Origin of the sequence: Paenibacillus sp. CF095 (assembly GCF_900101225.1) — a bacterium.
Lineage (GTDB): Bacteria > Bacillota > Bacilli > Paenibacillales > Paenibacillaceae > Paenibacillus.
This window is the reverse complement of sequence record NZ_FMZN01000002.1, coordinates 96,127-110,414: the sequence shown is the minus strand read 5'-3', so window position 1 is coordinate 110,414 and position 14,288 is coordinate 96,127. Positions and strand designations below refer to the sequence as shown.

Genomic DNA, 14,288 nt, shown 5'->3' with positions numbered 1-14,288 from the left:
GGCGAGCGCTTCGCTTCTACAGATTGGTACTGCACTCTCCGTTATCGTGTAAAAAGTGTAGTTGAACATGTCATTCCCAAACTAAACCACTTGTAAGCCAGAACATGCTTCCAATCACTGTTATAACCTAATTACTTCTGTCCGTAATACGCGTCTTTTCCGTGTTTTCGCAGATAGTGTTTATCCAGAATGCCTTGTGGCAGTTCCTTCGCGAAGTTATTTAACTGCCGCGCGTACAGGTTCATTTTGCATACTTCCTCCAGCACGACACTGTTCACCACCGCAGACTTGGCATCTTTCCCCCACGTAAACGGCGCATGCCCATGGAGCAATACTGCCGGAACAGCCATAACATCAATCCCACGCTGTTCAAACGTTTCAATAATGACGCGTCCTGTCTCCGCTTCGTATCCACGATCAACCTCGTCCTGGTTCAAGAACCGTGCACAAGGCACTGCTCCATAGAACGTGTCTGCATGTGTTGTTCCCATAACAGGTACGTCCAGTCCGGCTTGCGCCCAGATGGTCGCCCATGTGGAGTGTGTGTGCACGATGCCACCAATCTCCGAGTAATGCTTATATAGTACGGCATGTGTTGCAGTGTCCGAGGAAGGTCGCATCTCACCCTCCACCACGTTACCGTCCAGATCGACCACAACCATATCGCTTGCTTTCATCACATCGTAGCTAACGCCACTTGGTTTGATCACGAACAGACCGCTTTCCCGATCAATTGCACTGACGTTACCCCAAGTGAATTTTACAAGTCCGTGCTTTGGCAGTTCCAGATTCGCCTGGAATACCTCTTCTTTCAGTTGTTCTAACATGTTATTCCCTCCCGTTCTCTAATAGTGCGTGTTCAAAAAGTCGGTTTTCAGTACCGAGAAGATGGGATGAAGCTAGAAATGGAGTAGCGGAGCGTAGATAGAGCTACGTGAGCAACGGACATTTCGGCTGAATTCCATATTCGATGTTGATGATGCCACTAGGCATCCTTCGTAATCAAAAGCGGTCTTTTTGAACATCCTCTACCAGATGATCTACAGCTGATTGCTCAATTGTGAGTCCACTCCGATACCGTTCGATAAATGCTTCAAACCCTTGCACATCCGATGCATCCGGCGCCACTTCGACTCCCTCCACATCGTTAAAGACCTTCTGCTCCAGGAACACATCCAGGCTCTCCTCTTGATCTTTGTTGATCATGTACGAAGCCAGAAGTGCCATGCCCCATGCGCCGCCTTCACCAGCGGTAGACATCACCGACACCGGCACGTTCATCGCAGCTGCTACAATCCGTTGTCCAACGACAGGGGTCTTGAACAGGCCGCCGTGAGCCAAAATACTGTCAATGGCTACATTCTCTTCCTCCGTCAAAATGTCCATGCCCAGCTTGAGTGCGCCGAAGGCACTGAACAGATGTGTCCGCATGAAGTTTGCCAGATTGAAGTTGCTTTCCGGGGAGCGGACGAACAAGGGACGGCCTTTCTCAAGTCCCGTAATGTTCTCACCTGAGTAGTAACCGTAGCTGAGCAAGCCACCACCATCTGGGTCTGCCTCCAAAGCCTTGTTAAACAACACACTAAACAACTTGGCGTTATCCACTTCATATCCCATCGCTTGAGAGAATTCGCGGAACAATCCCACCCATGCGTTGATATCACTGGAACAGTTGTTGGCATGCACCATCCCTACTGGGCTACCATCCGGCGTGGTGACCATATCAATCTCGGGATACACTTTGGATAATTCCTTCTCCAGTACAATCATCGCAAATACGGATGTGCCCACGGAGATGTTCCCCGTACGTTTTCTCACGCTATTCGTTGCCACCATACCTGTTCCGGCATCGCCTTCTGGCGGACAGAGCGGAATGCCTGCTTGCAGATCTTGCGAAGGGTCGAGCAACTTGGCTCCCGCTTCCGTCAATACACCTGCATTCTCACCAGCGAGATATACCTTGGGCAGAAGGTCCTCGACTTTCCACGGATAACCTTTGCCTGCGATCTGTTCGTCGAACTGTTGGATCATGAATGGGTGATAGTTATGTGTAGACTCGTCAATTGGGAAAATGCCTGATGCATCGCCGATCCCAATCGCCTTATTGCCCGTCAGCAACCAGTGGATGTATCCAGCCAAAGTTGTCAGGTGATCGATCTGTGGCACATGTGCCTCTTCGTTCAAAATGGCTTGGTACAAGTGGGCGATGCTCCAGCGTTCCGGAATATTGAATTGCAGAAGTTCCGTTAGCTCCCTTGCAGCTGCTCCCGTCGTAGCATTACGCCACGTGCGGAACGGTACCAGCAGTTCACCCGCGCTATCCAACGCGATATATCCGTGCATCATGGCCGAGAATCCGATGGAACCGACCGTTCGCAGCGTAATTCCGTATTTCTGTTCTACATCTTGCTTCATCTCACGATAAGCCGTTTGCAGACCTGTGATGATATCCTCCTGGTTGTACGTCCAATATCCATCTTTCAGGAGGTTCTCCCATTCATAACTGCCTGACGCGATGGTCTCAAAACGCTCGTCAATCAACACCGCCTTAATCCGCGTTGATCCAAATTCAATTCCGAGCGAAGTAGCGCCCTTGGTAATGGCTTCTTTCAAGTCCAGTTGACTCATAATCACGTGTATCCCCTCTCCGGTCGCGATTTCACATCCCTAAGGATGCATATATAAGGTGAAGCTTTTACTTTGGCGATAGCTAATAATGAATATTGTTTAAAAGGTGGTTCAAAAAGTCTGTGTTTTCAAAGAATGCGCTTTCCTTTTCTGACAGCCTTAGTATATTTTTTGTACGTACATTTGTCAATAATATATAATAGTTATACTTACAAAGGACACATAATGTACTCTATTTGACTATCCAAAGGTCTTATATGGCTATAAAATGGCTATGCTGTAAGGTACACCTCTATGTGAAAAGGCTGAATATGTACGGTTTATTTTGAAAAATGTTCGGTTTTATTTTCATCCCATCTGAATCATGCTAAAATATGTACGTACAACTATTTGAACAACAACATTGATATAGATGAGTAACGATGAAAGAAGTGGACTACATGAAGCCAAAATACCAGGTCATCATTGATGATATAAAGAGTCATATCCTCTCGGGGACATATAGCATAGGCGAACAGATCCCTACGGAGTCGGCATTACAGGACAGCTACAACGTGAGTCGCCAGACGGTACGGAAGGCTATTTTGGAGTTATCGAACGAAGGGTTTTTACGAAGCGAAAAAGGGTCGGGAACTTACGTCAGCAATCAGTATCGATCACGATCAGGCGGTCATACTTCGAAGAAAACGATCGGTGTGATCACGACATACATCTCGGATTACATCTTTCCGTCCATTATCCGCGGCATTGAGAGTCGTCTGAATGAGGACAACTACTCGTTACTGCTGGCTAGTACCAATAATGATGTAGCACAGGAGAAAAAAGCCCTAGAAATGATGCTCTCCTACGGTGTGGATGGCCTGATCGTCGAACCGACCAAAAGTAATCTCTACAATCCCAATATTGCGTACTACCTTTCGTTCAAGGAGCAGGATGTACCGTTTACGATGATTAATGCCTTTTATGAAGAGCTAGAGGTTCCATTCTTCTGTCTGGATGATGTGCAATCCAGTTATCTTGCCACACGTGAGTTGATCGCCAAAGGCCACACCCAGATCGGCATTATTGCGAAAATGGATGATTTGCAAGGCAAGTACCGGATGAAGGGGTACATCAAAGCACTCGGTGAAGCGAAGTTACGGTTCCATCCTGAGCAAGTGCTTTCCTTTGATACCGCATCGAAGCAAGAACTTTCCTCCAATGTAGCAGCGTATCTGGAGGAAAACAGGGATTCGCTCACCGCGATCGTCTGTTATAACGACGAGGTGGGACTAGAGGTCGTGCACGCCTGTAGACAACTCGGCATCTCGATCCCGGATGAGTTATCCATCATTGGACAGGACAATTCGTACATCGCCAAGAATGCCAACATAAGGCTAACAACACTAACCCATCCCCAAGAGCAAATGGGCCGTGATGCTGCCGACTGGGTGATCAAGAATCTGCAAGGCAAAAAGGATCTGCCCACAAACACCTACTATCAGCCGGTACTGGTTGAGGGAGAGACGGTGAAGGAGATCGAAGTGGAATAATATTGTTGTGGGACGGGTGGTAAGTTGTTACCGAGCGTTTCTGTCCAACATACTTAAAGAAGGCCGCGAGAATATCTGCGGCCTTCTTTGTTCTTGTTCAATATAATGAGGGATTAACTTCTTCTTACATATACATATACATATACATCTTCTCTAATCGAAACTACTTCGACTGATCCGCTTCTTCGCTTACCAGACTTACAACGACGCCTTTCTTCTCCAATTTTTTCATAACCTGCTCTGCACGCTCATTCAACGGATTATTAGCCAAATATACCTCTGTTAGATGTGGGATGGTTTCGAGCACTGAAATATCCTCAATGAGGTTATCTTCTACATATAGATACTCCAAGGTTGGATGGTTCTTTAAAGGTGTCAGATCTTGAATTTTATTATCATTCATAATAACCCATTCCAACTTTAACTTCTGAAGAGGACTTAGATCAGACACCTGATTCCCACTGGCGAGTAGACTGGTTAGCTTACGCATATTTTTTAATGGAGCCAGGCTTTTGATTTTGTTATCGTCCATAACCAGATTTTGCAGATTAGTCAGACCTATAAGTGGCGAGATATCTGCAATCTGATTGCCTTCAACAGCTAAGAACGTCAATTTCTTTAACTTGTTAAGTGGTTTAATATTTTTTATATTTTGGTCAGGCAAGAATAAATCCGTCATATTAACGGCATGTTCAAGACCTTGCAGGTTAGAAATCTTACTTTTTGTTTCCATAGCATATATGGATTTTAATTTTTTCAAATCAGCAGCCTTTAGTTCCTTCTTAGCCGACATCTTCAAATCTGTCCGAATAACTTTGGCCAGGACCGGGTCTTTGATAAGCGATGCAGCCGAGATAATAGTGGTCGGTAATAGTACAAAAACCAAACATAAAACGATCATACTTTTGATGAATTGATTACGCATATAGATTCTCCCTTTAAGCATCTTAATTAGTGGCTCCGTTTCAAGGAGTTGAGGTCAGCCGTAACGATTTTACCTGTATTTCCAAAGACGTACACTTTCCCTTTAAACTCCACCGCATCGTACCAATCGTCTACCGTCAAGACATCCTGCTTGGTCCATTTCTCAGCGTCATCGGAAAGGAAGATGGAACCTTCACTGCCAACAGCAATGAAGAGATTGCCCACGTATGAGATGCCAAAGAATCCAGTGTTCATTCCACGAGCATATAATTCGTCACGGAACTCTGTCCTCGCCCATTTCTTACCGTCCTCTGAAGTCAAAATAACCGCACTCTGTGCATTCCCATAGTAACTGGCAGTGGTCACGACAAATTTTCCGTCACCCCATACCACATCGAAATTATGCCCAGGAAACCGTGCCGGGATTTCGTTCCACTTCAGACCATCCTCGGAGACGAGCAAAAGCCCTTTTTCTCCAACGGCTACCAATGTTGTGCCGTTTGATGCCATCGCATTGATTTTTTTCTTTACATTAGTGTTTAGGGTCCTCCACGTCTTCCTATCCTTGGAAGAAAGAATCGTGCCGGCCTCGCCTGCCACGTAATACGTATTTTTAGCATACAGCACGCTCGTAAGTGATTGAGTTGTCGGTGATTTAATGACCGTCCACTTTACCCCATCAACAGAGGACATCATCTTCCCGTTATCTCCTACCGCAAAAAAGTCCTTCCCTGACCATACAACTCCCCGAAGTGGATACGCTTGATCCACATAAGAAGATTGCCATTTGCCAGCCGTGTTCATCTTTGCAGAACCCTGCGAGCTGACGGAAAGGAAGTTAAGCTGGCTACGATACCCACCCACCAGCACCAGCCTATCCTTGCTTACTGCTGCTTCATATACGTTACTTGGAAGCACAAAAGGATATCGCTTTGTCAGCTTCCATTTGCGCCCATCCGCAGATGTTTGAATACCAGCATCCGTAATCGTTATATACTGTTTGCCGTTGTGAATGGTAAAAAACGGGTTCTGCTTAGGGCTAGTTGCAAACCCAGCATCGCTCCAGCTCTTACCATCCTTGGATGTCCAGTTGACCTCCTTCAAGACATGATTGGCTTTATTCACATATTCAAAACCAAAAATATAAAACCTGTCCTTTGCCCAGTACACCTTGGACCAAAAGGCTTTGGACGATACGTATGTCCATTTCAGTCCATCCTTCGAGGTCATGATCGTTGCATCCCCTACAGCAACAAAAGCTCCACCGCCATAGGTCATATCCCAAACTTGCTCATAATTGGGCTGATTGGTCTTCACCTTTTTCCAGGTGATTCCGTCTTTGGATACCGCTACGACTCCGCCTTCATAACCTTGAGCCACGAAGGTATTATTGCCCCATGCTACGGCTGTAAAATTGGTGGAGATCCCTGTTTTTCGCTCGGTCCACGTTAATCCGTCCTCTGAAGAGAAAATCTTTCCTTCATATGTTGTTCCACCAACTGCAATATATCGTTTCCCGTTCCATATGGCGTCTTTTAAAAATCTTATATGTATTGAATTATTTAACTTCTCCCATGACAGACCATCAGTGGATGTCCATACGGTTACGATATCTGCTTCCTCACGAAAACCCATGAATTCTGACTTTCCACGAATAATCAAACTAAAATCTACTGGATTCCCGGTATAGATTGTCTTCCATGTAACTCCGTCCTTAGAGGTTTTCACATAGCCTCCAGCAGCTGGCATCATATAAATCCCTCCACCATAGGCAATGGAATGGGAAAATCCACTATTTAACTCATCCAACGAAGACCAATTAAGGTTCAACTGACTTTTTACTACAGCATCCTCAATGTTCGCAACTTCACCCTCTGCCTGGGCAGGATGTACAGAAATTAGGGAAAACAGCAGAATCGTAGTTAACAGCAGAGGTATTACTTTTAGTGAAAAAACTAGTGTGCGACTCATAGTTATCTCCTTACATTATTTAATACTAGAAATATACCATGATCTGGAACGAAATACATTGATATTATCCTCATCCTAATTTAATAGAACCCCTCCTGCTCTCATCCTATAACTGTTCCGTTAAGAATGGATAATGGACTACTTCACCAAGGAATGTAACCCTAATATAATATGGGCTGATCCGTTATTCTCATATCTCCCCCTTGCTTTACTCTCTTGGCTGTTATGGGCTCTGATCAAATATCCACTCAAAAGTGAGGACTTACACCAAAAAGCCATACGGATGATGGTCCGTACGGCTTTTTAGCGATTTTTTCTTATACATAAACACATGAGTGAATGATGAATGACGCTGCAAATGTTACTTCCTACTTCCAGAGCTCTTCAGCAATTTCCTTAATGAAGGAAAGCTTGCGCCATTGTTGTTCCTCGGTCAGATGGTTGCCTTCTTCCGTGGAAGCGAAGCCGCATTGCGGGCTCAGGCAGATTCGATCCAGATCAACATATTGTGTAGCTTCCTCAATCCGTTTCAGGATATCTTCCTTGTTCTCCAACTCTCCGAATTTGGAAGAGAAGAGGCCAAGTACAACCTGCTGATTGTCCTTCAGGAAACGAAGTGGCTTGAAGTCACCAGCCCGTTCCGTATCAAACTCCAGATAGAATCCAGAGTAGTTATCGATGCTCAGAAGTGTCTGCGCAATCGGCTCGTAACCGCCACCGACTCCTGCAAATGTCGAAACATAATTACCGCGGCAGACATGAGTGGTTACCACGAGGTCTTCCGGCAGGCCAGATACCACATCTTCGTTCAGTTTTGCAAGTTCGTTTGCGTACTCTTCCACATTAACGCCAATCTGCTCCATCACTGTGATGAACTGTTGGTCACACAGTGCACCCCACGTGCAATCATCAATCTGGATGCTGCGGCAGCCGGCTTCATAAAAGGCCAAGATGGATGCTTTGTACGCCCCGGCAATGTCCGAGAGAAGCTCTTGGCGGTTCGGATAGATGGCCTGTGTGCTTTCCTTATTATCTGCCCGGTCCAATTCGAATAGGAACTGTGCAGCTGCTGGGATGGACTGACGGGCAACAACGTCTTTCCCAGCGGCTTCTTTCAAGAAGGCATAATGCGCTACAAATGGATGACTGCTATAACTGATTTTGCCACTCAGACGAGCTGTTTCCGGTCTGGATGTCGCTCCGTTGAATCGGTAGCCTTCCTCAATGATCGTCCGCTCTACACCATCCAGTCCCCAGAAGAAGTCCAGATGCCACCAAGAGCGGCGGAATTCGCCGTCCGTTACAGCCTGAAGTCCAACCTCTTTTTGCTTCTGTACAAGTTTCACAATCTCGGCATTCTCCACTTCATTCAACTGTTCCGTGGTAATTTCGCCGTTCTGGTATTTTAATCGGGCATCCTTCAACGCACTTGGGCGCAGGAAACTGCCCACAATATCATATCGAAATGGAGTGACTGTTCGTTGTTTAGGTTCTGTTTGTACGCTCATAGTTTAATCTCCCCGTTTATCATTATAGAACTAAATATAACATATCCGATCGGAATAGCTGTTCTACGAAAGAGTTATAGCCCGCTATAGGTATTAGCTATAGCGGGCTATATTTAAGGGGACTCTATATACAATCATGTATTTAATCTTACCTGACCGGATGTCCGGAACAGGGTTTCAACATCTATGATCTCAAGTCAACGTAAGAACGATCTGATCCCCGGAACGGGTGATTTTGTAGATACCCTCCTGCATGTCGATGCCATAATGCTTTTTCAGCAACCACTTGGCGTTGAGATCGGTCTCGACGACCACTAGATAATCGTAGCCGCTCAGAAGGTTGTCCATATTATCCTCATAGAACAACACGATTCCGTCCACATGAGGAGCATACAAGAAATACTTCCCTACATATTGCATGTAATAGTTCGTGACCTGTTGGTCCCTGTCTGAGGCGTAGAAGAGATATCTATTATTATCCTCCTGCCCACCTGGGTACCACCGATCACCGGTAACCGCATGAATCTTGTAAGGGAGCGTTGTATCATAGCTTTGGGCGATAGACACGATACCGTTGTATTCGGACAAAAGGATGGTGGCGGCAACAGCCATACAGCCGATAATGCCTTTTTGATAATGACCTTTCGTCTCGACCGTCTTAAAGGATTGATAATCAGGCACTTCACCGATCCGATAGTGAAATGAACGCTCCAGGTCGATTGCAGCGCACAACACCAGCCCACCGGCGAACAGCACCACGATACTCGATGCATAACGCTCAAAGCCCGCCAGGACAATGGCTTCATCCAGTGGCATGGAGAAGAGATACAGCGCCAGAATACCCGCATAGTACAGTAACAGAACAACGTCCAAAGCAATTAATGCTTTCCACAAGTTCCACTTCTTCTTGAGCACAACGATGGCAAATACAGATGCTGCAATCGCGATAAGCTGGAAAATAACAATGCCGATCACTGGCCGTGTCGTCAGATCCGTACTGGCCTTCAGGAAAGTCCACAGAATCTCCTGCATCTGCTCCGGCGTTTTGCCGGCCTGAATCCCCGAAGTAGCCACATCGAACTTGTTATCAATCCCTTGGAACACCGTTGCCATTCGCCAGCTCCATCCGAAGTAGGGAATTAGCACACCGCAGATCGTGCCCACGACAGCGAGTGCTGTTTTCCAATCGAACTTTTGCTTATGTTTTAGCCATGTATACACCAGGAAAATCAGGCCGATCGCGGCGAAAATAATACCTGTGCTTTTGATAATGGTCAGCAATCCCGCAAGCGGAAGAACAACAATACATGCTTTTTTGATCTCATTACGATATTGGTAGATCACCGCCAGGATCGCAAGCGCGTAGATTGGAAGCAAGAAATCCACGAGTAGATTCGTGATCCGAATCGTCAGATTGAAAAAAGAAAGTGTAGATAACCCGAGTCCGAGAAAAGCGTACAGAAGAAAGCGTTTCTTCTCCGAAACAATGCCAAACATGGCATAAAAACAGGAAAAGATAAGCAATCCCTGTGCCAAGAGCATTACGGACTGGGAGTGCCCCATGAAGCGACAGACATAATAAATAAATGACGAAGTCCCCAGCGGATAGTTTTTAAAATCAATCAGGTTGGAGTCTGGCGTCGGAAAGGCGTCTGTACTCAGCATCTGCTTTAATACGATAGCCCAATGCGAGAAATTATCGTAATGTGTTAATTGGTTCTGAAAGAGCACCAGCAAGAAAACAAAAGTCCCTGCCAGGAATGAAAATTGGAATATAGAAAAAGACATACGTAATGATGCCCCTCGGCGCAGCCTGAGAAACAACATTCCCCCATACAAAAGCAAACCTGCAATCAGGATGACAAGGCTACCCGTAAAGAGCTGCCCTGCCAAACCACTCAGAAAAACAATGCAGGCAATCGAGGAAAACACGAATACAGGGATGAACTCCCAACGCAGTGAAAGTGCCTTCCGTACAAACTGCATATAACCAAGAAAGGAGAATATCAATAAAACTCCCATCACAAAATGAAGCACAATGAGCATCTTTATCTCTCCTAACCCTCTCTGGTGGCACGATCGGAATGTGGCTGAATCAGATCCGTCAGCAATTGGTCGATCAAGCCCTTCTCCACAATATCATCGATATTCTCCACCGAGAGAAGCACTTCGCGCTCACGGGCTGTCGTTTTTCCCGTATGTTGCAAAATGACTTCAATATTACTCTTTGTATAAAAAGTAACGACCGCTCCTGCCGCAATATCACCATGAAATCCCGTCGCAGAGAAGAAACGATAATTGAAGCTGCGCAGCGTACAGCTAGCATGATTGGTGAAATGAACCGGAAGCTGAAGGGAAAGCCGCGGCATTTTTCGCTGATCCGATCTGGGTTGAACAATCCGTTTTTTCACATTGCGAAGCATATCGTCATAAGCCGTATCCCACAGATTCATCTGCTCTGGCAATGAGTGTTTACGGTCGTAGATGATTTGCATGTATTGGCGGTTATCATTCTCATCGACCGGCTGAACCGTTGCAGAATAACGCCAGCCCTCCCCATCCTGTTTCACATAAACGATGACTGCATCGAGGTTCGCCTCATATCGCTCGGTTTTGACGACCAGAGAGATGATCTTCTGCTCAGCCAAATAAATGGGATAAGGGACATAAAAGGCAATCCCTTGTTCGGATACATCCACCGTCTTGGCCTGATATCGCAGATTGTTGGCTTGGTCATGAATCGTGACATCTTCCTGCGCCCGAATCCGTTCTGTCTCCCGATACGCACGGCGGCCAATCATGAAGAACAGGGCGTAACACAGCGCAATCATGTTATGAATCAGCCAGAAAATAATGATACTGCTGAAGAACAGCGCAATGCCGTACTTGCCATTGACATACCGAATCACGGCTGCAATGGATAGCAACAGCAAGAAGATATGCGGAAGTGCATATAACAGAGCAGACATCCATTGTCGACCGCTTGCTCTGCTTTTGTTGGTGACCTTGAATTTTTTCTCACGAATACCCAGCGTCTCCAGGAGAACCGGCCAGATCAGATAAGGCATAAATATGGTATCGATAACCTGACTCCAGCGCTGATTCCGAATATTGCTGGACAGATATCGCATGGATACACTATAGAAGAAATAAGATGGAAGCCAGAATATTAAGATCTGCCAGAAGGTTGTGTTCACAATCTGGAAGTCGAATAACGCAAATAAAATAGGTGCCAAAATGAAAATCAACCGGTTAAAGAAGGACCACCAGTATAAGAAACTGCTTAAGTAGGTCACTCTCGTCCAGAAAGGAAGCTTCCCAGATAAGGGTGCACGCGTATTCTGCAGGCTCTGAATGATACCCCTTGCCCAGCGAATCCGCTGCTTAATCATGCTCTTCACTGTTGTTGTTGTCTGCCCGGCAGCTTGAACCTCTTGAGTCGCATAAGTAATATAACCTTCCTGCTGCAAGCGGATGCTTGTCTCGAAGTCCTCGGTGATCGTATTGAGCGGAAAACCTCCTATGTCTTCCATACCCTGCCGAGAAATGATCGTATTACTTCCTGTATAGGCTACCGCATTGGAGGCATTACGCAGGATGTTCACTTCTCTGGAGAAGAAATCCTGTTCATTCGGAATGCCTTGCTCTGCATACAGGTTAAACTGGAATAGATCCGGATTGTAGAAGCTCTGCGGGGTCTGTACCAGCCCAAGCTTGAACTTAGGGTCCATCTCATCCTCTCGGCGAGGACGCCATACCTCATTCTCCTTAATAAACGTGGAGAGCATGAAATAGGGTACCGTTTTCATCAAAAAGGTGTGTTGTGGAATCATATCCGCATCAAACGTTGCAATAAGCGGCGAAGAGCTTTTGCTCAGTGCATTGTTCAGATTACCAGACTTGGCATCCTTGTTTCCGGGAAACCCCAGATATCCCACGCCAAACTGTCTGGCAAGCTCCTCTACCTCTGGTCTTGCTCCATCGTCACAGAGATAGATATGAACCTTCTGCTTGTCCGGGTAATCCATGAACGTACAGGCATTAACGGTTTTATATAACAGATCAACAGGCTCATTATGCGTAGCAATAAATACATCCACATCCGGATAGTACTCCGGCGGAACGATTGGAAAGTCGAGCTGTGTACGTTCTTTTTGCATCTTTTGAAAGAATAATTCAAAGGTTGTCAGTACGGTGACCGTTTCAGCCACAATCAGCAGCATACCGAAAATGACGTTCAGTACGCCTTCACCCCATGGCAACGTAAAGAATGTACGCCATACCAAATAAATCGACATCAGGATCATCGTGATGACAAAAAAGATATTCTGCCTTTTTTCGTTTTGCACTACAGCTGCTTCCTCCTTGCTGCAAATACCCATCTTCGCTGCAATTGGAAACTGAGCAGGAACAGCAAGGCATCACAGACGAATTTCGCCAATTTCTCATCTACGAAGAGAACGGTATGGAATATATATACACCGGTACTGGAAAGCAAGATCACCACTCCGCATAACGTCAGATAGCGCCATAGACTTCCCTGGCTATCCTCCTTGCGAAATACAAAATGTCTGTTCAGTACATAGTTGACTACAATGGAAATCACTCTCGCAATCACGGTTGCAAGCAGAATTCTTAAATAGTGCTGCTCACCCAACACGGGCCGCAACGCGTCTATTAAAAACCAGGCAATGCCCAAATCCACAACAGAACTGGCCACCGATGATGAGATGAACCGCAGGAAATTGGAGAACAACACCCCCATGACCCGAGCACTATCCTGGATCGCTTTAAAATGAGTGCCCGCATTGCCATTCTCATAAATGACTTGGATTGGCATGGTATGAATCGGTATGCCAGACTGAATGCACGAGATGAGCATCTGCAGCTCATATTCAAATCGAGTGCCGCGAACATCCTGCATAAACGCAAGTAACCCTGGACCGAAGGCACGAAGCCCAGTCTGGGTATCTGACAGTTTTTTACCATACAGCATGGCAAAAATAAAAGAGGTCATCCGATTACCTAACAGGGACTTTGGGGGTATATTCCCCTCGCTGAAGTTCCTTACCCCGAGCACCAAAGAGTCCGGATGAATCCTTGCTTCTTGGGCTATGCGGTATACATCCTCAGCTGCGTGTTGTCCGTCTGAATCAGCGGTTACGACGAAGGAAGATGCGTCGAATTGCTTCCCAATATACTCAAATCCGGTCTTGAGTGCCGCACCCTTCCCCTGATTTTCCACATGTGTCAACAGAGCACAACCGTTCTCACGAAGCTCCTCGAAAATCGACTTGTAGGCATCACCAGATCCGTCGTCCACAATAACAATATTAGTAAATCCATACTCTCGCAATTGCCTTACATAGGCTGGAAGTCTCTCATCCGGTTCAAGCGATGGAATGAGGATGATCGTTTCGCCGTTTTGTCTACCTATAATCATCCTGATAAGCCTCAATTCGACATATTTTCACAGATTCTTTTTTGAATATTGTGAGTATAACATCGAAAAGGCATACAGTAAACGAATAACTTGTATATATATTGGTAAAAAAGTTGCACTCTTTTATAAGCTAGTTTATAGGCGAAAAATACTAGTTGAGGGTTAGTCTAGCACTACTCGAACAATTGCACATTTGGCTCTCGTTTCAGTACATGTACCAGCACGGCATGCCGTTATCCATGGTGGTGATAGAAGTGAGCCTGCGTATCCAGAAGCCACTCG

General features: G+C 45.9%; 9 protein-coding genes. 1 reads left to right on the top strand and 8 read right to left on the bottom strand.

Features of this window, described 5'->3' with window-relative positions; translation table 11 throughout:
• Positions 1-131: 131 nt before the first annotated feature.
• Together BLS69_RS19830 and BLS69_RS19825 are read right to left on the bottom strand one after the other, a co-directional pair.
• Positions 132-827 (bottom strand): L-ribulose-5-phosphate 4-epimerase, encoded by a 696-nt coding sequence (locus BLS69_RS19830; RefSeq protein WP_047840995.1) that lies wholly within the window; start codon positions 825-827, stop codon positions 132-134.
• 175 nt (positions 828-1,002) lie between these two features.
• The gene (locus tag BLS69_RS19825) at positions 1,003-2,628 is read right to left on the bottom strand and encodes a xylulokinase (RefSeq protein WP_091035340.1); all 1,626 of its coding nucleotides are present in this window, start codon (positions 2,626-2,628) and stop codon (positions 1,003-1,005) included.
• 440 nt (positions 2,629-3,068) lie between these two features.
• Here BLS69_RS19825 and BLS69_RS19820 point away from each other — a divergent pair, with 440 nt between their 5' ends.
• Positions 3,069-4,160 (top strand): GntR family transcriptional regulator, encoded by a 1,092-nt coding sequence (locus BLS69_RS19820; RefSeq protein ID WP_091036490.1) that lies wholly within the window; start codon positions 3,069-3,071, stop codon positions 4,158-4,160.
• Positions 4,161-4,323: 163 nt separating this feature from the next.
• On the opposite strand, the gene BLS69_RS19815 is transcribed toward BLS69_RS19820, so the two are convergent.
• The 6 genes from BLS69_RS19815 to BLS69_RS19790 all read right to left on the bottom strand — a co-directional run bounded on the left by BLS69_RS19815 (position 4,324) and on the right by BLS69_RS19790 (position 14,006).
• Positions 4,324-5,085 carry a leucine-rich repeat domain-containing protein gene (locus BLS69_RS19815; protein WP_091035337.1) on the bottom strand — a complete coding sequence of 254 codons (762 nt, stop codon included), beginning with the start codon at positions 5,083-5,085 and terminating at the stop codon, positions 4,324-4,326.
• A gap of 26 nt (positions 5,086-5,111) precedes the next feature.
• The gene (locus BLS69_RS19810; protein ID WP_091035334.1) at positions 5,112-7,055 is read right to left on the bottom strand and encodes a DUF6242 domain-containing protein; all 1,944 of its coding nucleotides are present in this window, start codon (positions 7,053-7,055) and stop codon (positions 5,112-5,114) included.
• Positions 7,056-7,423: 368 nt separating this feature from the next.
• Positions 7,424-8,563, bottom strand: a complete 1,140-nt coding sequence (locus tag BLS69_RS19805; protein WP_091035332.1) for a 5-methyltetrahydropteroyltriglutamate--homocysteine S-methyltransferase — start codon at positions 8,561-8,563, stop codon at positions 7,424-7,426.
• A 192-nt stretch (positions 8,564-8,755) separates the two neighbouring features.
• Positions 8,756-10,609, bottom strand: a complete 1,854-nt coding sequence (locus BLS69_RS19800; protein ID WP_091035329.1) for a hypothetical protein — start codon at positions 10,607-10,609, stop codon at positions 8,756-8,758.
• A gap of 11 nt (positions 10,610-10,620) precedes the next feature.
• Positions 10,621-12,912 carry a glycosyltransferase family 2 protein gene (locus tag BLS69_RS19795; protein ID WP_176872883.1) on the bottom strand — a complete coding sequence of 764 codons (2,292 nt, stop codon included), beginning with the start codon at positions 12,910-12,912 and terminating at the stop codon, positions 10,621-10,623.
• Entirely contained in the window at positions 12,912-14,006 is a 1,095-nt protein-coding gene (locus BLS69_RS19790) for a bifunctional glycosyltransferase family 2/GtrA family protein (protein WP_091035324.1), read from the bottom strand. Before BLS69_RS19790 ends, BLS69_RS19795 begins: the two co-directional genes overlap by 1 nt.
• Positions 14,007-14,288: the final 282 nt, after the last annotated feature.